Here is a 21614-nt window from a genome sequence, read left to right on the forward strand (position 1 = left end):
ACAGCTTTTAGAAACAGGTTTTTTTTAATTCCTTGTTTATTTATATGAATTAGCTGAAAGTATATATTGTATTTATAAGCTAGCTTATTGTTTACTTCATTAGGAAAATATTCTTTCTTAGAAGTTAATAAAATGAAAAATTATTTAATAGGGTTAGTTACTGCTTTAGGTTTAACGGGATGTGTGGCATTACCAAACATCGACTATTCACAGCAAAAAGTTGAACGGTTTAATCCAGTTAAGAATTGGATTAGTGTAGATTCTGCTTCAGTTAAAGATATACCTAATGGTAATGAAATCTTTAAGTTGAAAGGGGGGAGCGAAGTTTATGTGTTCAGATATCAAGACGAATGGGCATTAATAAATCCAAATTCTAATAGACAACAGTGGATTGATACTAAGTATTTATGTAGTTTTTCTAGTTGTTATACTCCTCCAATTGTTTATAGAAACGCTAAAAGTAGTTTTAATAACAGGGAATCTATTTACTCAATTCAACAACGTGAGTCTAAAAGGTATAGCAATACTAAAACTAGAAGTACCTCTACTACTCATACTTCAAGAACCTATAGTCAAACTACTAATAATTCTTGTTATTGTACTTCTGGTACATATTGTGTTGGGCCTAGAGGTGGACATTATTGCCTTAATAGCACGGGTTCTAAAAGATACCTTCCCCGATAAATAGAGTAACCTTTGGGAAGTCCCGCTAAATTTCGATTATTAGCGGGGCCTTATACTTTATTTGCTAAGTTGAATAACTGAACCTTAAATTATTAATATGCTATTTAATTATTATTAAGAAAAATTAAAGATTTTTAATAAATGATTTATTTGATATATTGGGTTTGCTATAAAAATAGCAAAATAAAACACTTTATAATATATAAATAGGAAATATTATGACTAAAAGTATTCCACATAAACCAGTATCACTTGATGAAATCATAAATAATCACGAAGGAAGATGTGTAATTATTAATTGTAATAACTACGGACTATTGTGCCTAGGAACAGGCTTGGACTCTGTAGGTGATGTAATTGCTGAAGTTTATGAAACAAATGATTATGATAAATGGATGAAAGATAGAAAATGTATATGGTATATAAGCGAAGCAAAAGAGGGCTATTACCTTAAAAATGAACGTGATCCTGGAAAAGAATTCTATTTGTTCCGAGGAGCAGATTTGGATCCTCAGGGGGATTACACTATTTATGGTGAATCGGAATGGCATAATGATAGAAAGAGCCGAACAGAATTTGATATTTGGAAAAAAGCAGTAGAACATAGTCAGGATGCTCATCCTGTACCAATTAGCTACTTTATTAAGGTTAGCGATGATACTTCTTATGGTAGAGAATACTACTTAAAATCGGGTGTTGCCAAAGATCGTTGGGATACACATCAAGTATACGCATCACCAACGCAAACGAATGATGAAAGAGATGAGTGGTTCTTGTTCCCTGTACCGTAAATTTTAAATTAACAATGTTAATATAGCCGAGCGTATTTCGGTACAAACGAGCCCCGCTAAATATCGATTATTGGCGGTTTTTTTTATTTTATATGCAGGTTTGCACTTAAGAACTAGGACTAGTTGATATAATTTATAAAAATATCAAAAGTCGGTTTCTAACATCTCAGTTGATACGCCGTTACCGAAAGCTAAATGATTTTATTTAGTAGTAGATTAAACACTAAAAGAATAAGATACGGAGCAATATTTTTTTATTAAAGTTATATAAAATTTACGTATTCCACTATTTTGTATTGAGCGCATTAATTTTATGAATAGAATATTATTATCTTTTATAAGTTTATTGATTATTAGTCCAGTGTACAGTGCTGATGATTTTTTCGAAAAAAAACCTTCTATTTTAATTGCTAAAGATGAAGAGGTTCAAAATAATAACAGGCGTGAGAAAGTTGATTTTTTTGAGTCAACAATGCAACAAAAAATAGATCGTACAAATCAACTTTTTAGAAGGGCTGAGCGAGATAAAGATGTTCTATTCCAAACATCAAATATGACGGATTATGATAAATCACAATATTACAGAGAAAATAAGTTTGCTAATTATAGAGGTTATTCTCCACACATTGAATCTACACCTAATAGAAAAGTAATTTCAGAAGAAGAATATCAACAGGAACTTGAGCAAAAAAGAAAAGAGAGAAAAGTTGATCGGACTCTTCTGTACCTATTAGACAAGTAATTTCAGAAGATGAATTTCAATAGTTAAAAGCGCCATAGGAAAGCTAGAAAATTAATATTTTTACGGACAAATTAAATATAGCATTTATTTTAAAGCCATTGATTTTAATACATTTTATTATATTTTTTATTTTAATTATTATAGAACTTTTCGAACATATAGAATTATTAGAAAACAACAACTTAAGAAAGGGTTTTGCAGCCCAATCTTATGTCATTTCGGCAAATGGTAATTTAATACCTACGTCCACATCATTCCAGATAATTTCATGTCCAGCTTCATAATGTTCAGTCATTTTCTTACTCGAATGTCCAGCTAATGCTTGAGCAGATTTACCCGCTTTTTTATGCAAGAAAATAGCGAGTGCTCTAATTTCGTGGAATGTTGGTAATTGTCTACCTATTAAGTTTGGATATGCATTTGACTTCTTAACTGCTTTTAAAAAGCTAGATGATAAATACTGATTATCAACTTGGGCCCAATGCTCTTTTTCATTTTTTCTCTTTTTACCTTCTTTCACAGGAACACGGTGAATAATGAAAGGACTATCAATTTTATCCTTACAGCGATTTAAAACTTGCTGCAGCTCATTATCAATTTTAATCCTCACATAACCGGTGCCTTCAGAAATCTCAAACTCATCTTCAGGGTTATCAGTAGTTTTCTCCTGAGCAACATGCAAGTAACTATCTTGAATATCTGTCCACTTCATTTTCAGGATATCGACTCGTCTCTGCGTAGTTAGCAAGGCCAAATCAATCGCATTTTGAAGCCATGTAGGAGAGTGCTTACGAACAAGCTCCAAGCCTTCCAATGTATGTCTTCTACGCTGCCGTTTTGTATGTTTAGGCATAGTTGCTTCAATCGGATTATCTGGACACAATCCTTTGCTGACAGCGACATTAAACAGATCAATTAAAACTCCACGACATCCATTGCTAGATGATGCTGTCATATCGTCTAAAAGCTGATTTGCCATAAATAGGGTGATTTGGTCTATTCGTAAATCACGCCATTTAAGTTTGCATCTCTCAAGATACGACTTGTAACTTTCAAGTGTAGTCGCTGCAACAGGTTTACCATCCTTACGTCGTTTATTCGCTAAGTACTCATCTGCAAATTTTCCAAAATATACTCCACCCATGACTTTACCAATCAAGTCATCTGACGGGATAAGTAATTCATTTAGTTTTCGAGCTGCTGTAATCGCTTTTGATTTATCTGAACCCATTGAATGATACTTACCGGTTACAGGGTAGCGGTAGCGCCATGCACTACCATCACCACGATAAAGGTTAGCTGGTAAGTGAAGGTGAGATGGTTCTGGCAACACACTTAAGAGCATGCAAGATCAGTTTTGAGCAGGAATACAAATTCCATCCGAAACGCAAATGGAGAGCGGATTTTCTGATTACGAATACAAAGATTTTGGTAGAGGTAGAAGGCGGGATTTGGAGTGGTGGACGTCACACAAGAGGTAAAGGTTACATCGGGGATATGGAGAAATATAACTCGGCGGCAATGATGGGTTTTACAGTTTTACGGTTCAGTACAGAGCAAGTGAAGTCAGGTTTAGCGGTTCAGCAGATAGAGAAAATGATTGGGGGAAATCGTACTAATGATCGATAAGAAGCATGTAATGCAAACTATGGATTGGTCTAAATATGATCTTCCAGGGTGGTTGAGTCAATGTGGAGCTTGGCAGAGGTCCTGTAGAAATAGCTATCGCTCGAGTAACCCGATTGCTGTTGCCATGAAAAAAGCAAAGGTGAGATTAAGTAAAGCTCAAAGAGCAAAACTGATTGCATATTATCTTTGTGAAGAGGAACAACCAAAAATAAAGCGACATAAGATGACGTGTGATATCACTGATAATGAGGCAAGAGCTATACAAAGATTAGTCTTAGATGTCATAAATGGTACTGATAGCGAAGCTTTACTCGACTGGATGCAAGTCATTATTAGTCGTTACTTTAACGATAGGTCATGGTCACAACTGGAGACACCAGATCGTACAGTAATGGATGCGAAATATGATGTGCGTTGTGGTTTGGCAGTATTACATGTGCGCTATCCATTTATTCAGTATGTGAAAGGTACAGTTTAAGAGGAATGAATATGAGGTCTGAAGAAAAATTTAAGCTGATATATGATTTTAATGAAATTTTAGCTCGACCACATTTTGTTGAATCTGCTCATATTTCATCAGAAGATGAAGGGATTAAACTTAAAGATTTGTTAGGCCACTATCAATTTAAAGATAAAGTTAAATGTGGGATTGCCCAATGTGGAACTAAACACCAGAAAGGATATGTAGTAAAGCTTACGGATGATACGGAAATTATTATTGGGCATGTTTGTGGTAAGAAAAATTTTGGTGTTGATTTTACGGATAAAGAGCGACAATTTAAGGCTCAACGAATTCATGCTGAACAATTCCAAACCATGAAAGATACCTTTGAAAAATTGCCACAATTAAAACTGAAATTTGAAGAGGTATTAACTCAATCTGGGAGACTTAGTTTTGTTGAAATAAAAAAGGGGATCAAAGGCCTACAAGATGAAGCTTTTGATTATTGGATGAAGCAGGACATTAGAAATCGTATTACACCGAATGGTGGTGTTACAGAAGAGCAATTTAAAACTGAACAAGAAAAAGAATTTGAAGAGCAAATATATCTTCAAGAATGGGGTAAAACGAGAATTATTAGGGACACAAAGACAGTTACACTGGCAACTATTGATGAATATAGTCTGATGGCTCAATGGTACGAAGCAGAGAAACTTAAGACATATTTTGAAAGAATACATCGTGAGATTAGAGATCCGGCTGGTATGCCAAATGATGTGTTTAAGAAGCTAATTTATGATTTGAGAGAGTATGAACATAATCTTGCTGAACTCCAAAGTTACTGTAAACGTGGAAATCGATTGTTAACCCAAGAAAACTTAATGAAACTAGGACTACTTTTCCATAAATCTGATGATTTAAGAAAAGTTAGACAGTTTGCTGAGAGGTATTAAATTTTAAGCTGGCTTATATAGATGATATATTCTTGAATGAGGTGTATAAGAAGACAATGGCTCGAACAACGAAGCATTAGATACTGATGTGCGATACTATATGAGCACTCAATAGCACTTCAAAAAAGATGGAGTTGTGCAAAATAATCTAAACCACCTTCGGGTGGTTTTTTAACAATCCATGTTCATCTTTAAGTTATTCTAAATCATAGAAAAAAACTATAAATAACCATCAAATTTTAATTGACGATAAGATTGGTAAGGAGTTTAGTAATGGTACAATAATTAAAAGTGAGTAGGTTTCATGAAATACATTAAGACTTGTATTGGGGCAATAACGCTTTGCATATCTCAGATAGGGATTGCAGTTCAACCATTAGAATCAGAAAATTTGCCTAAAGCAGTTCCAAAGACTTTAAGCCCAACTGAGGCTTCCAAAGGTTGTGTAGCTTCTTTATTGAATCAGTTGGATGAGCAAAAGTTGAATATAGTTGGACATGCTCAAACTACTTATGTAATTTCTGATCTAGCAGGACAAGATATAGTAAATACTCATGAACTGACATTTTTTTCGCAATATCCCGACGCTAATAAAGAGCTAGATGCTATTGTTAATGCTGCAAAGAATAAAATCCCATCTGAAAGTAACAAGTTTACTAATGATATTGTGACTAAACTCCATTCCTTACATGGTGGAGGTAGTGAAAAAATTAAACAAAGAAGGACTGAAGTAGAAAACGCAATTAAGAACAATTTGAAAAAACCTGAGGATATTTGGAAAGCTGGACTGTTGATACATAGTTTGGGAGATACATATGCACATACACATAAAAAATTCTGGACTAATGAAGAGGTGGCCTATGGTCCTGCTACGGGTCATTTAGCTGATTCTATTTTTGGAGAAGATCCAGATTCGATTACCACCCCTAAAACCAAAGTCAAATATCTTGCTTATATTGATAATTTATTCTCTATTTTAAAAACTGATAAAGCAGATATATTGAGATTTGAAGATTTTAAAACTAAAGTAAAAAATACAAAGTGTAAAAATGATACATGTTTTAGTAAAGAGGTTTTAAAATTCGACAATAGAATGGATGAATTTAATAGCTGTATGAATATATTCATGAAGCCATTAACAAGACCTCAAGTTCAGGAAGTAATGGATCAGATAAAAGACTAAGTTTTATTATAGTTATAAAAAAGCCATCTAAAGATGGTCTTTTAATTTCTGGAATAAAAAAAGTAAAGTACCCTTGGCTGCTTTAGTCAACTGATTCACTGTTGCCTGAATAATATCGGGTAAAAGCTGTTTTTTATGACTGGGGGATCTCATCATGTAAACTCCAGTAATATGTCATAATTTGATTTCGAGTTTCCGCCTCAACTAAGTCAATTGAAGAGGTACGTGGGAAAAATAAAATATTGTGTGAAATTACGGATGATGAGGCAAGAGCAGTGCAGCGGCTTATATTAGATGTAATTAACAATACAGATTCGGAAGCTCTACTCGAGTGGATGGATGTCATCATATGCCGCTACTTCGAGAGACATTCTTGGTCAAAATTACAAACCCCAGAAAGAACTGTTATGGAAGCCAAGTATGATATTCGATGTGGGCTGGCTGTATAGCACTGTCGTTATCCGTTTATAAAATATAATGAAGGTCATATTTAAAATAATTTACCAGTTGGTTTAAAATAAACCAAATAGTAAATTTAAAATATATTATGAGTGTTTTAAAAAATCACGTTATATATTTAATTATTTAGACTTATTTTATATTAATACATATTATTGTTTAGGATTTCTTAATAATTGAATTTAAGTTGTTAATACTTAATAATAAAAGTTGTTGGTCTTTGGTGTGAGGAATATTATATAAGAGCAAGATAATAATAAATGGAATAAGCTCATGAATAAAAACTTTGTAATGCTGATTTTATCGGCTTTAATTATTAACCCAACTACTGCTTTTTCTAAAGATATTAAATGGCCATGGAAAGATAATAAGCTTGTCTGTACAGGTGAAAATTATTCTTGTGGTCCTAATGATGCTTTTAATACCTTATCTACAGCGACTGAATATTGTGTGAATCTATATCAAAAATTTGATAGGCACACAGTAAGAGGAAAAAGATATTCAGGAATTGTAGGTTTTGTAGGAACGATCTTTGGTGTAGCAGGAGCCACAACAACTGGTACCGCCAGTACTTGGCTTTCTGGATTATCCGGAACGAGTAACGCCTTTCAGGCGAGTACAAATGACATTATGGTGACTACTGTAACTCAAGCTAGTTTAACTAATATTCAGGAACTCGTTCATATCTATAACATCACCATTCAACAGCAGATCCAGCAACAAAAGTATGATGCTGCAGTAATGACCGCGATGAATATGGCAAGTCAATGCAGATTTGCTCCTAGTGTGGTCAGTCAGAAAATGTTAGATGCAGTTAAACAAACTACTCCTGTTCCTGAAGCTCTTCGACCTCCTCAACAAGTAGAAAATCCGGCTTTGGAACAAGATGTCCAACCAGCACAAAAAAGTGTTCCTAGCACTACGTTAAAGAATTCTCAATTACCCCCAAGTTTAAGCATAAGGGAATAAGTAAGTTCGAATAATGCTAAAGCTTTAAGGAGAATAGATATGAAAACATTAAAATTAGGTTCAACTGGTAATCAGGTCGAGAAGTGGCAATATTTTCTTAGAGGGCAGGGATATCATTTAGATGTCACTGGAGAATTTGATGAATTAACTGATATTGCTACTAAAAAATTCCAGGAAAAGAATAAGCTTTATGTGGATGGACTTGTAGGAAACCAGACTTTTGGTAAGGCCGGCATGTTAGGTTATCCTCTCATTGAAATTAAAGATGACTTTAATCTAGCCTTTCCAGAGAAGCCTGATTTCAAACCAATTGTAGGTACGAATACAAGACAAAAAATGTTTGGTCCTCTTGAGTTTGAACCTGCTCCAACTCCATCGAATCGAGAAGCAATCAGAATTACCAATGATTTTGCAAAAAAGAAAATCGTTCCTGTAGAGATACCTCAATTGATTGGAATCAAAGGAGCGCCTAAATCAGGAGTTATTTATTTTCATACTGCAGTAAAAGAGCAGCTGAGAAGTCTTTGGGCTGAATGGGAGAAAGAGGGGCTTTTAAATAGAATTCTCACTTATGATGGAGCTTACAATCCAAGATTCATACGTGGTAAAGCTAAGGAACAAATATTATCAAATCATGCTTTTGGGACAGCTTTCGATATCAATGCAGCATGGAATCCGTATGGAGCAGTTCCAGCTACAGCAGATCAGAAAGGTTGTGTTTATGAGCTAGTAAAGATTGCCTACCATCATGGGTTCTATTGGGGCGGTCTATTTACTAAGCCAGATGGAATGCACTTTGAGATAGCTAAAATACTTTAGTTTAAATTTTATAAATATGAAAAGAGAAGGCTATCAAATTAGCCTTCTAATATTAATAGAGTTGCTTGCAAAAGTTGTACTGTTGGATATTTTTCTTTGGATCAAATATATCAATATGATCAATACTTTGCTCAACAGGAATTTTAAATGCCACAAAATAGGGTAACTTCTCTTTATTTTCAGATGCTTTTTGATTCAGTGCTTTAATCTCATCATTTTCAATATCTTTATAACATCCTTTCTCAAATTTTAAGTTAGAAAGATAAGGTCGCACTTTCCGGGTATATGCTCTAAAGAAATATGGATTCTCATCGTGTAAATTAATTTCTTTTGAATGAATCTGTACATAGACAACTTTCTCTATTGGTGAAAGTTGCTTTTCAGATAATAGAAAAAATAAAAATGGTGAATTTTCAGCTAAATTATCAATTTGCTGTAGATCTTTATCGGGATAGTCATCCTCTTTTAATTTCTTGAAAGAGTCAAAGTTCTTATTTGCATATATACAAACTTCTTTTCCACAAATAACTCTGAAACGTTGAGAGTCATCATCCTTTATATACGTGATGCTACCTAATACGCTTGATTGAGCACTTTCTTTACCTTGCTTATAAAAATCTAAGATTTTTACCAAGGAAGCAAGAAGGAAAAGATATAAGAAAATTGATAAATAATAGGAGGTTAATAGTGTTTTTGAGAGAGGGTTCTTTTCAGCTTTCTCTTTTCTTTCAAAATATTTATTTTCTTCTTCTTTCAATAATTCCTTTTTATCGATGTATTTATTTCTTTTAAAAAACTTATGGATTAATAAAACTATAAAATAGGAAAATTTAATATTTATTTTATCAAAAGGCTCTTTTGCGTAAAAAAAATGTCTTAATATAAGAGTTAATGGTGGAGCTAGTATAAGTGCTAAGAAAGAAGAAACCCTAAAATTGGCTATAAAACCTTGAAATACATAATCATGAAAGTCAAAACCCAGGTTTATATAATCGTAACCTGTCTGCTCAACACTACCTATAATGAAATAACGGCCAGATACATATAGATACCCTAATAGGGCGGGTATCATCAAAGCCAAAATGGTTTCTCTTAATCGCATAAAAATACCAATTTCTAAAGTTTCTATTTATTCTTTAAATGAATCTGCTTCTAAGAACTTAGAGTTCATTATCTTTAGTTTCTCCCGGTCTGCTTCAGCATTCACTACATGCATTTTCTTATGGCAATTCGGGCAAAGTGCTACCGTATTTTCAGCGGTATCTGGTCCACCATGTGCCAACCATTCAATATGGTGAGTTTCCAGGTAAGGCTCACCACTTTTGTCTTTAAAAGGGGCAGGTTGTTCACAGAGCTGACAAATTCCATTTTCTAAACGCTTCGCAAGTTCTGCAATTGCAATAGAACGAATAAAGTATTTCGTTTTGGTATTACGGTAGCTGACTTGCGTTTGTGCTGTAGCATGAGCATCTGCCATCAATTGCTCAATGGATTTCTTCTTATACTTACGCTGCTTTTTCTGACTAGTACGCTCTATGGTCTCTACACTAACCGCTGTATTTGAATCAGACAATTTAACAGGGAATATCCAGACTAAACGATCTTGTTTATTGGCATCAGGTTGGATCTTTTGATATGGATCTGCTACGAGAGTAACAGGACCTTGATAGATATATTCCTTATCAACAAATACTTCAAAAAGATGGACAGAAATACCATTACTATTACTTTCAGTTAGTGTTCTATTTTGACTTATTAATCCCTGGTCACCGAGCTGGCCCATGCCGGTGTAATGCAACTCATCACCGATCCATCGATCTTCATAGACGGATTCTACATGGTTGGAAACAATGATAAGGGTGTTGGTCTTATGAGATCTACGCATTCCGCCCTGAGGTGAGCAAAGGAAGTAATCGCGTAATCCATCATTATCTAAAATGGTACCTGGTTTTAATTGTCTAAAATCTTTCAACATGCTGCAGTCTTATTATCAAGTAAGTATTTCACGATGGGGATATCAGCAGCAGCCCAGTCAAGCTGTTCTAATTCATCGATAGTGCACCATTGTACATCCTGGTGCTCACTTAAAGCCAATTCTTCAATAGTCTTAGTCGCGCACATAAAAGTGGCCAGCTCGATATTAAAGTTGGGATAGGCGTGCTCTACAGTTAATAGATACTTTGTTACTTCAATATCTAAATTGAGTTCTTCTTTAATTTCTCGAATGAGTGCTTGCTCGAGTGTTTCTTCAGCTTCGACTTTGCCACCTGGAAACTCATACTTATTTGATAAATAGGGATACTTATGCTCACCTTTAAGGGCACATAAAATTTTATCCTGGTGCTTAATGACTGCAGCAACGACTTCTAGAGATTTCATAAGTATTTAAAAATAGTTAGCTAAAAGAAATTAGTGACTATATTTTAGCTCTAAAGGTGTCAATTTATAGTTGAGTAGATATTTAATTCTTAAGGCTTTCGCTACCTTAATGGCATCTAAGACTTCAGTATCTGCTCCAGGGTCTTTGACTCCTACGATTTGAGCTTCAACCATAGGTTGATAGGTATCATTTCTTACCCCAGAAGCAATTTGATAGTTTGAGGTCACAAGAGTACCTTGATTCATTTTTGGAATCTTAAAGTAGCGAAAATCATTTTGCATGACTAACTCAGCACCGCGTAGAACAACAAAATCTCTTGCTTGTTCTGGAGAGCTACCACGGTCACCTTTGTAGCTTACATAGAAGGAGTCTTTACTCGCTTGTCCTTCTCTGAAATGTGACATGACAGCACCAGGATTATAAGCGGGAGGAATTAAAACAGCGCAGCCTGATAACGATAATAATAGGACAGATAGGAAAATTTTATTCATTTATGGAGTTCTCTTTATTTGAGTTGATGAAGATAGTTATTTTTTCTTCATGAAAATTACCTTGTTAGTATATCGAAAGGTGAGTTCTTGCTTATATATTAATGATAATTTAGATAGAATTTGCTTTTAGCTTATTTTAAATCAAATAAAAATGCCAAATGATTTTCAACAATGGGTTTCACTTATTGCAAATCTTGCAACTATTTTAGGGTTAATTATTGCTTTTAGAATATGGAGAACCTGGAGAAAACAGCAAAATTATTCATTCATTAGAGATAAACTTTACGATCAAGAACAGTGTTTGGCAAATTTACTAATTTCTTTTGCGGTTTCAATGGATGACTACTTTTCTTTGCGGGAAAAAGAGTTATCTGCTGAGAGTGAAAAGGAAATTGAAAATGCCAGAAAAGTTTTTGAGTTAAGCTATAATACATTTAAAAATAATAGCTATATGTACGAAGCCAATAATTTGATGATCTTAGGATTTGATTTTAAGTTTGTTACTGGCTATAAACTAAAAAGCATACATCTAGAAGCAATTAAACTTAACTCAATACACAAACGGTTTGATCGCTTTAGAACTGAGATCAATAAAATTGAATCATTAGAAATTATACGAGACGAATGTAATATTGAATTAGATAACATAAACAAGCTGTTAGCTAGAATTAAGGTTGTTATGATAAATATGAGAGCTAAATTATAAGCTTTGCTCTTAATGAATATTAAAATAAATATTCTGGAATTTGAGTATGAATAGGGTTGTTGGATTCTTGAACTAAATGAATAGGTAGGATTTATATAGGGACAGACATCTACAGCAAATATTAAATCATGCTATACGAAACTTGACCTTGATCAAGCCAAATGCTATTTTTGCGTTATAGTGGTCGAAGTGCAAATAAAGATCACACAAGATATTTAAAAGCTCATCGAAAGATGGGCTTTTTTGTTAATCAGAAGTTAGTCTATATGTTTTAAAACAAAAAAAATTAACTAGAAAATAGAATCTTTAAGTACGAACTAAAGTTGTGTGTATTAAAATATTTATGGTTTTTAAACGTTTGAATTAATTTATTTTTTAATTTTATTCATATTGATGCTATCTAAATCTTGTGCAATTATGAGACTAGAGAGATGACCTAATACACTCTCTATTTCAGGTTTTAAGCATATTTTTTGCAATGCCCATTTCTGATTGAGAAGAAGAGATGGGTTTTTTTATGACTTTATAAGATGAATAATTTTAAATGGAATTTATGTGGTGATATATACAATTAGATATGTTCATCGTAATAACAACCATTATGTAGCTTCAGATATTAATGGAAATTTAATAGTCATTGAATCAATGAAGTCAGAATTTCGGATGGGACATCAAATATCCTACGATGGTGAGATGATATTTAACCTTACTTTAAATGATGAAACAGATGCTGTTGTTAAGTTAAAGGGTAGTGAAAAACAAGTATACGCATATCTGTTATCGATAAAATAATTTTTAAAAAATTATGTATTTAATTTTTAACTATGAATTAAATACTAGTTTGTACTCTTTAATCCAATTATCTTAATGGTTAATTATTTTATAAAATTAACAATTGAATAATGGAGTTTTAATAATGTTAAAAAAAAATAAAATATTGATCGCTATGTGTTCAAGTCTATTGCTAGTGGCTTGCAATGATTCAGATGAAAATATTGAAGAACCTAAACCAAAAGTTTTTGAACAATGGTCAAGTTTTAATTTTGCTGAAAAAAGTATAGGTACTGGAGTAGAAGAAGCTCCTTTTAAGTACGTAATTGCAACAATAAGGTCCACTTTAACAATTGATGGTAATGATTTATTTGAAAAAAAAGATTTTTTTAACTTAAATGAAAAAGAACAAAGATTGACACCTAGCTATGCCACTTATACAGGTTTTTATGGCAGCAATGAAAAACATCAAGAGTATGGCGATCGTTTAGGAAAAATTAATACATCCACTATTAATCAATGGACTTTTTCTCCAACACTCTTAAATGGAACAGGTGAATTTAATCGAATAACTAAGTACAAGGTCTTAGATATAGCAGGCCAAAATATTCTTGATACTGTTGATCCTAATCTATCAATTAGATTTAATGGAGTCCCACTATTTGATGATGTATATGGTCTTGCTGCATTAAAATTATATAAAAAATTATATAGTAGTAATTTTCCTGTAGGATCAAAATGTATTCAGCTCATATCAGTTGAGCAAAATAGTGATGTGTTAACTTTAGAAAGGTACCCAGAACCAAATGTTGATCCGTTTGATCAAAATGCAATTAAAGAATGGTGGGAAAATAGAAAATTAGAGGGAGAAAAGGTTTCTATATATAAGGATACAGAAGCATTTATTCTAGATTACAACAACTCGGGAGCTGCTAAAGTTGGTGATATATATTATTGGGCTAAACCGAGTTTGAACGGAGAATTTTATTCATTTGCACAAATTGTAGCAAAGAATAAAGAAAATTTTGTGTACGATGAAGAAGTGAATCAATCAGAAATAAAATATTCTGAAATCTATGATAATTTATCAAAAAAATCATGTCATTATTTTAATCCTGAAGCTACGATGTTTATTAATAAGTTGGCTGATTTATAAGATATTGACTCCTTATTATCGACGCTTTAATTTTTTCTTGATTAGAATCCCCGTTATATGGGGATTTTTTTATGGGTGAAATATGAAAAATGAAGTCGGCTTTCATGTTCCTGTTCGTCCAATGCCTCCAGAATGGCTTTTTGAAATGGGTACGCCAAACTTTGCGCCAGCTCCAGAAATGTGGGAATGGATAGGGAAGGTATTTCTAGACCCTAAATCAAAACTATCTAATCCTGATCATATGCATTTAAGGTCTTTTAGATATCCCGATATTGCAGTGATGTGGGCTAGGTCTGGTTTTAAAAAGCAAGGCCGTCAAGTCATTGGTACTTCTGAAAAAGTAATGATCAATGCTGGCGGCTGGAAGAAAGAACGACAAGAAGAACAATACATCCAGTGGTTCAATTATTTACCTGAATACTTAATTACTTTTGATGCTTCCTATTCTCGGATTGCTAGTGATGTGAACTTTTGCGCTTTGGTTGAGCATGAGCTTTATCACATAGCGCATAAGAAAGACGAGTGGGGAACGCCAGCATATAACAGGGAAACAGGCATGCCTAAATTAGCTATACAAGGGCATGATGTTGAAGAATTCATTGGTGTAGTTCGTCGATATGGAGCAAGTGAGGATGTTAAAAGAATGGTTGAGGCAGCAAATACAAGACCTGAGATGTCGCGAGCAGATGTTCACTATGCTTGTGGCACTTGTTACTTGAAGGTGGTTTAAATTTTTTTGCCATTCTTCTTAGATGTACTTAGATGGAATGGTTGAAATGGCACGTATTAATAAGAAGGTGAAATTATTCATCGTTAGAATGCTTGCCGAATTTGAAACACCCACTGAGGCAGCTAAAACGGTTAAAGAAATATTTAATGTAGATGTAACCCCTCAACAATGTGAAGCATACGATCCAACAAAGAAGATTGGAAAAGACTTAAGTCAGGAGTTTAGAGAGCTATTTTTTGAGATTCGTCGTAAAGCCAATGAAGAGCTTGAAGCCATACCACTTGCCAATAAAAGATATAGATTGCAACTCTTGCAGGGTCTAGTTGAAAAATATCCTGACAATCCAGTATTGATGCCTAAATGGATTGAACAAGCTGCAAAGGAAATGGGTGGACTATATACCAACCGTCAAGTGATAACAGGGGGAAGTAGTAGTGAAGAAGGACAATCAAAAGCTGAGGTGGAGCTTGAGATTAAAAAGCTTGAGCTTCAGAAGTTACAGCGTGAAGTGAATCCACCAGAGTATCGCCCACCTGAAGAGGATTACAAACTTGTTTTGAATCCAGATGAGGAGATACCTAATGAGCCAATTCTTTAATCCTCCTGAAGGTTCAGTTCAGTTAACGCCAAAGCAGGCAAATATTTATTTGTGGGGCTGGCAAGTAGAAGCCCGATTTCGTGATGCTGTTTGTGGCCGACGATTTGGTAAGACTTTTCTAGCTAAAGCGGAAATGCGAAGAGCCGCAAGATTAGCAGCAAAGTGGAATGTTTCTGTCGAGGATGAGATTTGGTATGCAGCGCCAACCTTTAAGCAAGCTAAACGGGTTTTCTGGAAGCGATTAAAACAAGCAATCCCAGCATCATGGCGAGCTGGTAAGCCAAATGAAACCGAATGCTCAATTACATTAAGAAGTGGCCATGTTATCCGCGTTGTAGGTTTAGACAATTATGATGACCTTCGTGGATCTGGATTATTTTTTCTTATTATTGATGAATGGGCAGATTGTAAGTGGGCTGCGTGGGAAGAAGTACTCCGTCCAATGCTTTCAACTTGTAAATACATAGTCAACGGCGTACAGCGAGTCGGTGGTCATGTTTTAAGGATTGGTACTCCTATAGCTTTTTAGATTTTTCTAGTTTGAAGTTTAAATTTCAGGCATAAAAAAACCACCTCGAGAGGTGGTTTAGAATTTCTTAATAGTTGGTGCATATTTGTTATAAAAACAAGATGTTTGCACAACTATTCATTGTGGTGAAAATTAGCCCAAAACTGCTTCTGCTGTCAAGACTTTAAACTATGACTTAATCAAGTTACATTCCAGCAATATCGAATAACCTATCCCGCATTTATACAAGTCATGAGTTTTAGCTAATTTCAATATAGGCATGTGGACGTCTCGACCGACTAAGTGCCTTAAATTATCTAATTTAAAATCATTTTTTTTGACTATTTTCTTTCAAGAAACGATCTAAAACATAGCTAAAATCAGAAATATCGAATTGTGCTGTTTTAATTCCATTATTGATTAAAGATATATCTACTTTTAACTGCTTACTTTTCTTAAGCAACTTAATAATTTCTTCCTTATCTTGAGCACTTCTAATTTGAAAAGAATGTCCATCAAAATCATCTAATACAAACATTTTAACTTTTACAGGTTTTTCTTCATCAAATTTGAATATGACGTCACAATCAGTTTCAGGACAAATAGCTAGTCCTCTAGTTACGGTTAACAAAATACTATTATCATTAGATTCCTGCTTATAAAGGAATATTAAACGTGAATCTTTAGAATATGGTTCAGCTGTGGTATTTAAAAGCTCACTTGCAGTTGCCAAGTTATAAGTAACTTTTCCACTTTGCTCCTCAATATATTTTGAAGGAATCCAGTTACTGCCTGGTGCTGGTACAAATTCAGCTTCCTTTTCATATAAATCGTTTTGCTTTAACCATTTAGAATCATCGCAACCAGAAATAAGATTTATAAAAGATAGAATGAGTAGTGATTTTAGAAAGATCTTTGTCATTCAATTTAAACTCTATGATTTATTCTATAAGTGATAAGTTATATTAACATTATGATATATAAAATTTTAATAAACTTAATCACTTTTTAAGAGCAATGATTACAGTTCAAGCTTTTTAAAAGTATTCTCATCCAACTTTTTTAACTCATCCAAAGTATATAAACGCCCTTCCGGATCAAAGAACTTATCAAAATCAAATTTCCCTTCTTTATAGAGTTTATAACGCTTTGGACCGAGCCATTCTTTTTGGAAGAAATCATCTGTCTTCTTGAAGAACTCTCTAAATGTGGTGTTGGCATCAAGTTGCCCAATCAACTGATCACGTTCATCCTTAGGGATGTCTTTCACTGGCCGCTCAACGAATACGCCAAGTTCTTTCTCAATCGTAAAGTCGATATCTATCAACTGGAGTGTATTGAGTTATCACACCCATCTTTTCTAAACACTTATCGTGTCGTTCGTAATGACGATAGAGGTGTCTAAATAAGTGACTCCACTCTCCATGAGGTGTAAAACCTTCTGCCCACGAAAAAGCCCCACATGCGGGGGCTTGTTTCTTTGTCTTGGATGGAAGGCGACTATGCAGCCTTCCTTGGGCATGGGCAGCGGATTTAAGAGTTTTAATCGTGAGACTTTAAATTCGATATGGCCTTTAGGTTGCATGAATAAATCCAAAGCTTCACTCCGGTCTACTCCATATAGATCTAGAGCTGCTTCATGTGCAAAGTGAACACAGTTGTAGTGCTCTTCGTCGTATTGCTTATCAAGCAAATGATCATGACTTTTCATACAGCCCCCTTCAGCCCACTAAACCGATCCAGTGAGAAAATGTCACCAGTTTTGGAAGTATTTAAACGAGGGGATTCAGCTTTAAATGTCACGGCTTTATTGTTCATTGAAACACCAGCAAGTTGAAGGCCAAGCAAATAATGGATTGGTGTATTAAGGTTGTCTGAACTATAGAGCCGATAATTCACAGTAGGTTTCACATCTGCAAATTGGCCTTCCAACACTCGCTCAAATTCATCCGGCAATATATCGCCAAGACCAGAAACTGAGACAGTTAAAGTCTGGTCCAGATCACCTAACATTCCGGATCTTTGAATCGTTAATGGTAAATATTCATAGTAGAACTGGCCTGACCCTTCTTTGTGCTGTACATAGCTGAAGACGTCATTAAAGCAATGGGGTTTAGTCGGGTTAGTTATTATGATTAAGATTATTTATAAACAAGATCCATTATCTGAAGAGAAGACAATTGAACATGCCGAAACTATCGGGCAATGGCTTACTTCAAAATATGAATATCTGCCTGAACATGTCCGTATTTTTCATACGTCAAGCAATATGGATCATGCGGAAATCTCTTTTGCTAATGAAGTTACACCGAAGAATGCTCACGACTTAAAGCAGCTCGATTTCTTGCCGGGTACTTTCATTGTGATTGAAAACCCGAAAGGTATGCCTGCGCTTATTGCTGCTATCGTTTCTATTGTTTTAAGTGTGGCGATTGCATTTTTAATGCCCGCGCCGTCAATTGCCCAAACCACCCAGAATAACAACCAATCCTCATCTGCAAATAATGAGCTTTCAAATCGCGAAAACAAAATGCGAGTGAATGGCCGTATTGCTGATATTTATGGTGCTGCTTGGGATACATCTGATCTAATTGCTGTGCCTTACAAGGTTTATGAAAATAATGTTGAAGTTGAGCATGTCGTAGGCTGTATTGGCCGTGGCCAATATCACATTAAAGGTGCTTACGATGGTGAAACCAATATTGTCGATATTGCAGGGGCATCGGTCGAAGTCTTTCGTCCTGGTGTTGATATTGTTTCAGGCCAACCTTATTTTTCGCTCGGTAGCGAAATTACTACGCCGCCTTTAACTGTTCAGCACCAAAACTCGGTTAATGGCCAGATATTGAGACCAGCCGATACTCAAAGTCTGGAAGGCACCAATTATCTTCATTTTGCTTACCCCAATGAAATCTTACGAGCAGCTGCTAACAATACCGATTTAACGACTAAATTTGTCAGTAATGACCGTGTAGAAATTACTAATGCTTCTTTTACTTATAACGGGCAAACATACGATTTAAACGGCACTTACAGCGTCTTATCTGTTGCTGATGACCGAATGGCCTTATCAAATCCGGCAGCAGTAAACCCGAATTGGCTAAAGCTCAAAGAACTCACAAACCAGCAAACTGGTGCTTTATCTCCAAAGCTCTCATCCATTGGTGAAAAATGGATTGGTCCATTTATCCTGGACAATATTGAACGTAGTCGCGTCATTTTCAACTTTGTGGCCAACAATGGACTTTATACAGTTTCTTCAGGGGGTAATCAGGCGGCAGTCAATATCACGATTGAAGTTGAAGTAACTCCAGTTAATGAGTCTGGCGCAGCGATTGGCAACCCGATGTTAAAGCAGATCATTCTCAAGGGTTCAGCTAAGTCACGCCAAACAGTTGGTGTAACACTGGATATGGTCACATTTCAGGGGCGTTGTAGTGTACGTGCTCGACGATTAACTCCGACTCCAGCAGTTACAACTGTAGTTGATGAAGTGAAGTGGCAAGCGTTATACGGTGCATTTCCGCTGCAAAGCACGATGTATGAACATGAAACGGTTTTCCGTGCACGTACATATGCAACGACAGGAGCTTTATCTGTTAAGTCGCGCAAGATCAATTTCGATCTTCAGCGGATATTGCCTACATATAAAAATGGAGCAATAACGACTGAGCTATTTCCAACATCTAGTTTTGCAGATGCGCTAGTTTCAATGGCGCTCGATGACAAGATTGGCCGTCGTACGATCGACGAGATTGATATTGAAAATATCTACCGTACTTATAACGATATTGTCGATTACTTCGGTACACCTTTAGCGGCTGAGTTCTGTGCCACCATTGATGATACTAATCTTTCTTTTGAGGAGCTGGTCACCAACCTTTGTGATGCTGTGTTTTGTACTGCTTATCGTCAAAACAACAAGCTCAAGATCTACTTTGAACGGCCAACAGATAACTCAGTTTTGCTATTTAACTTCAGGAATATCATTCCTGATAGTTATAAGCATGATCTCACGCTTGGCATGATGGATGACTATGATGGATTGATATATGAATATACGGATCCTGCCGACGACACCCGCATAAATATCTATCTACCGGATAAAGGAGCCAAGAACCCCAAAGAAGTTAAATCGGTAGGTGTGCGTAATAAATGGCAAGCTCGTTTTAATGCGTACCGGCTCTGGAATAAACTCCGCTTCCAGCGTAAATCAATTACTTTTGATGGTGCACCTGAATCGGAATTATTGGTATTACGTGACCGTATTGCTGTAGCTGATTATCGAAATGGCATCCATCAAAGCGGTGATGTGGTGAAACAAGAGGGCTTAATTCTTACTCTTAGCCATGAAGTTGATTTCATCGCTGGTAAGAGCTACGTAATTTATTTGCAAATGGGAGATGGTAGCGTTGATCTAATTCCGATTACCGCTGGATCTGCTAAGAATAAGGTGGTCTTAGGCCGTTTGCCAAACGATGCACTCAAACTAAGTTCAGATGATTTTGTTAATACGATCTATACGGTTGTTAATGACGATACAAAAGACTCATTGCCTTATCTGGTAGCAAAGAAGGATCCGGTTGATAAGTTCTCAAATACCATTACAGCAGTGAATTACGATGTGCGGTATTACCTCAACGATAAAGATTTCATTGATGTACCAGTTGATGATTCACCGATTTACATTCGATACGACCAGCTAGATATTAATTTGGCTCGCTTATATCAGATGCAACGAGGTGACCTACCAACAACCGGAGAAATTAGCTTTATTGTTGAAGCTGGTGCTTTGGTTTCGAGTTCTAGTTCACTTCGGCCAGAAACACGAATGGTTTATAAGTTCGACCATAATTCTAGTCCAGCAAAAAAGGAGTTTATTATTCCAGCGGCTCCTGAATTTCCAGCCATTGATACAGGGGAATTTCCTCCTGGTCTTACTGTAAATCTTACGATTAAAGGTTCTGTGGTTGGGCGCGGCGGTGATGGCGGTTTGCCTCATCTTGCTTTTGGTGCCTGGTCAAGTGATCCCGATTATAACTTTGCCAAAACACGTCGTGATGGATTCCAAGGTGCACCAGGTTTAATGAACCGGCATAGCAAGTTAAATCTGATTATTGACGGAGGCACTTTAGCTAGAGGTGGCTCTGGAGGCGGGGCTACACCAAGTGGTATCTACCCAGAACTTGGCTATGGAGTACAGGGTGTTCCAGGTGGAGCTGGTGCACCGTTTGGAAGAGTTATGACAGGGCAGCCGATCTACAATGATACTCAGGATTGGCGCTGGTATTTGAATGGTGGCTATTTGTTGGTTGTAAAAGTTACTGATGCTGAAGCTGAAATACCGGGTAAAGGATATCGAACTCCAAATAGTGACGGTTATGTATCACCTTTATCTGGTGATGGAGGAAGCTGGGGGCAACGTGGTAGCAAGTCGACAAATAGTGGAACTTCGAACTGGAATTACCACGGTACAACCGAAGGCCAACCAGGAGCGGGTGGAACTGCAATTGTTGGAGTAGCGCCACTCACAACTAAATTAATAAACGGAGGGAAAATTTTACAAACCCTTTAATACTTTGAAACAACTTAGAGCACCCATT

Annotated in this window: 22 protein-coding genes and 4 pseudogenes; 16 read left to right on the plus strand and 10 right to left on the minus strand. The window is 35.5% G+C overall.

Annotated features, from left to right (window positions below; translation table 11 throughout):
- The first annotated feature begins 132 nt into the window (after positions 1-132).
- The 3 genes from MMY79_RS08985 (at position 133) to MMY79_RS08995 (ending at position 2217) form a co-directional block, all read left to right on the plus strand.
- The gene (locus tag MMY79_RS08985; RefSeq protein ID WP_252613167.1) at positions 133-684 is read left to right on the plus strand and encodes a hypothetical protein; all 552 of its coding nucleotides are present in this window, start codon (positions 133-135) and stop codon (positions 682-684) included.
- 218 nt (positions 685-902) lie between these two features.
- A complete protein-coding gene (locus MMY79_RS08990; RefSeq protein ID WP_252613169.1) occupies positions 903-1475 on the plus strand; it encodes a hypothetical protein in 573 nt (190 codons plus the stop codon).
- 313 nt (positions 1476-1788) lie between these two features.
- A complete protein-coding gene (locus MMY79_RS08995; protein WP_252613172.1) occupies positions 1789-2217 on the plus strand; it encodes a hypothetical protein in 429 nt (142 codons plus the stop codon).
- 208 nt (positions 2218-2425) lie between these two features.
- Here MMY79_RS08995 and MMY79_RS09000 read toward each other — a convergent pair whose 3' ends face one another.
- The gene (locus MMY79_RS09000) at positions 2426-3562 is read right to left on the minus strand and encodes a phage integrase Arm DNA-binding domain-containing protein (RefSeq protein WP_252613175.1); all 1137 of its coding nucleotides are present in this window, start codon (positions 3560-3562) and stop codon (positions 2426-2428) included.
- Here MMY79_RS09000 and MMY79_RS09005 point away from each other — a divergent pair.
- The 4 genes and pseudogenes from MMY79_RS09005 to MMY79_RS09020 all read left to right on the plus strand — a co-directional run.
- Positions 3529-3846: pseudogene (locus MMY79_RS09005) on the plus strand (DUF559 domain-containing protein); the annotation flags it as partial. The gene MMY79_RS09000 and the pseudogene MMY79_RS09005 sit on opposite strands and share 34 nt — an antisense overlap.
- Positions 3836-4324, plus strand: a complete 489-nt coding sequence (locus MMY79_RS09010; RefSeq protein WP_252613178.1) for a hypothetical protein — start codon at positions 3836-3838, stop codon at positions 4322-4324. The pseudogene MMY79_RS09005 and the gene MMY79_RS09010, both read left to right, overlap by 11 nt.
- An 11-nt stretch (positions 4325-4335) precedes the next feature.
- Positions 4336-5241, plus strand: a complete 906-nt coding sequence (locus MMY79_RS09015; protein WP_252613180.1) for a hypothetical protein — start codon at positions 4336-4338, stop codon at positions 5239-5241.
- Between the two features lie 304 nt (positions 5242-5545).
- Positions 5546-6424 (plus strand): hypothetical protein, encoded by an 879-nt coding sequence (locus MMY79_RS09020; RefSeq protein ID WP_252613182.1) that lies wholly within the window; start codon positions 5546-5548, stop codon positions 6422-6424.
- Positions 6425-6451: 27 nt separating this feature from the next.
- On the opposite strand, the gene MMY79_RS19420 is transcribed toward MMY79_RS09020, so the two are convergent.
- Positions 6452-6580 carry a hypothetical protein gene (locus MMY79_RS19420; RefSeq protein WP_289781524.1) on the minus strand — a complete coding sequence of 43 codons (129 nt, stop codon included), beginning with the start codon at positions 6578-6580 and terminating at the stop codon, positions 6452-6454.
- Between the two features lie 576 nt (positions 6581-7156).
- On the opposite strand from MMY79_RS19420, the gene MMY79_RS09025 reads away from it, so the two are divergent.
- Complete coding sequence (locus tag MMY79_RS09025) at positions 7157-7852, plus strand: hypothetical protein (RefSeq protein WP_252613185.1); 696 nt, start codon at positions 7157-7159, stop codon at positions 7850-7852.
- 39 nt (positions 7853-7891) lie between these two features.
- Positions 7892-8671 carry a M15 family metallopeptidase gene (locus MMY79_RS09030; RefSeq protein WP_252613187.1) on the plus strand — a complete coding sequence of 260 codons (780 nt, stop codon included), beginning with the start codon at positions 7892-7894 and terminating at the stop codon, positions 8669-8671.
- Between the two features lie 52 nt (positions 8672-8723).
- Here MMY79_RS09030 and MMY79_RS09035 read toward each other — a convergent pair whose 3' ends face one another.
- From MMY79_RS09035 to MMY79_RS09050, 4 genes are read right to left on the minus strand one after another with little or no spacing between them, the layout of a single operon-like run.
- Positions 8724-9773 (minus strand): hypothetical protein, encoded by a 1050-nt coding sequence (locus MMY79_RS09035; RefSeq protein WP_252613189.1) that lies wholly within the window; start codon positions 9771-9773, stop codon positions 8724-8726.
- 27 nt (positions 9774-9800) lie between these two features.
- Positions 9801-10646 carry an HNH endonuclease signature motif containing protein gene (locus MMY79_RS09040; protein ID WP_252613191.1) on the minus strand — a complete coding sequence of 282 codons (846 nt, stop codon included), beginning with the start codon at positions 10644-10646 and terminating at the stop codon, positions 9801-9803.
- Positions 10640-11050, minus strand: a complete 411-nt coding sequence (locus MMY79_RS09045; RefSeq protein WP_252613193.1) for a (deoxy)nucleoside triphosphate pyrophosphohydrolase — start codon at positions 11048-11050, stop codon at positions 10640-10642. The genes MMY79_RS09040 and MMY79_RS09045 overlap by 7 nt, the downstream gene beginning before the upstream one ends.
- A gap of 30 nt (positions 11051-11080) precedes the next feature.
- Positions 11081-11455, minus strand: a complete 375-nt coding sequence (locus tag MMY79_RS09050; RefSeq protein ID WP_252613195.1) for a hypothetical protein — start codon at positions 11453-11455, stop codon at positions 11081-11083.
- Positions 11456-11693: 238 nt separating this feature from the next.
- Here MMY79_RS09050 and MMY79_RS09055 point away from each other — a divergent pair, with 238 nt between their 5' ends.
- The 6 genes and pseudogenes from MMY79_RS09055 to MMY79_RS09080 all read left to right on the plus strand — a co-directional run.
- Positions 11694-12248: a hypothetical protein gene (locus MMY79_RS09055; RefSeq protein ID WP_252613198.1), complete on the plus strand. Its 555-nt coding sequence runs from the start codon at positions 11694-11696 to the stop codon at positions 12246-12248.
- Between the two features lie 561 nt (positions 12249-12809).
- Entirely contained in the window at positions 12810-13040 is a 231-nt protein-coding gene (locus MMY79_RS09060) for a hypothetical protein (RefSeq protein ID WP_252613487.1), read from the plus strand.
- 124 nt (positions 13041-13164) lie between these two features.
- Positions 13165-14175, plus strand: a complete 1011-nt coding sequence (locus tag MMY79_RS09065; RefSeq protein ID WP_252613202.1) for a hypothetical protein — start codon at positions 13165-13167, stop codon at positions 14173-14175.
- An 82-nt stretch (positions 14176-14257) separates the two neighbouring features.
- Positions 14258-14905 carry a putative metallopeptidase gene (locus MMY79_RS09070; protein ID WP_252613204.1) on the plus strand — a complete coding sequence of 216 codons (648 nt, stop codon included), beginning with the start codon at positions 14258-14260 and terminating at the stop codon, positions 14903-14905.
- A 46-nt stretch (positions 14906-14951) separates the two neighbouring features.
- Entirely contained in the window at positions 14952-15503 is a 552-nt protein-coding gene (locus MMY79_RS09075) for a DUF2280 domain-containing protein (protein WP_252613205.1), read from the plus strand.
- Positions 15487-16020 (plus strand): annotated as a pseudogene (locus MMY79_RS09080) (terminase); the annotation flags it as partial. The gene MMY79_RS09075 and the pseudogene MMY79_RS09080, both read left to right, overlap by 17 nt.
- A 319-nt stretch (positions 16021-16339) precedes the next feature.
- Here the strand turns inward: MMY79_RS09080 and MMY79_RS09085 are convergent.
- From MMY79_RS09085 to MMY79_RS09100, 4 genes and pseudogenes are all read right to left on the minus strand, one after another.
- Positions 16340-16933 carry a hypothetical protein gene (locus tag MMY79_RS09085; protein WP_252613206.1) on the minus strand — a complete coding sequence of 198 codons (594 nt, stop codon included), beginning with the start codon at positions 16931-16933 and terminating at the stop codon, positions 16340-16342.
- Between the two features lie 99 nt (positions 16934-17032).
- Positions 17033-17278, minus strand: a pseudogene (locus tag MMY79_RS09090) (phage head morphogenesis protein); the annotation flags it as partial.
- Between the two features lie 93 nt (positions 17279-17371).
- A complete protein-coding gene (locus MMY79_RS09095) occupies positions 17372-17722 on the minus strand; it encodes a hypothetical protein (protein WP_252613208.1) in 351 nt (116 codons plus the stop codon).
- Positions 17719-18096 (minus strand): annotated as a pseudogene (locus MMY79_RS09100) (hypothetical protein); the annotation flags it as partial. The pseudogene MMY79_RS09100 and the gene MMY79_RS09095, both read right to left, overlap by 4 nt.
- Before the next feature lie 46 nt (positions 18097-18142).
- Between MMY79_RS09100 and MMY79_RS09105 the strand changes: the two are divergent.
- A complete protein-coding gene (locus MMY79_RS09105; protein ID WP_252613210.1) occupies positions 18143-21586 on the plus strand; it encodes a host specificity factor TipJ family phage tail protein in 3444 nt (1147 codons plus the stop codon).
- The last annotated feature ends 28 nt before the right edge of the window (positions 21587-21614 follow it).

The organism is Acinetobacter sp. XS-4, from assembly GCF_023920705.1.
In the GTDB taxonomy this organism is placed as follows: Bacteria; Pseudomonadota; Gammaproteobacteria; order Pseudomonadales; family Moraxellaceae; genus Acinetobacter.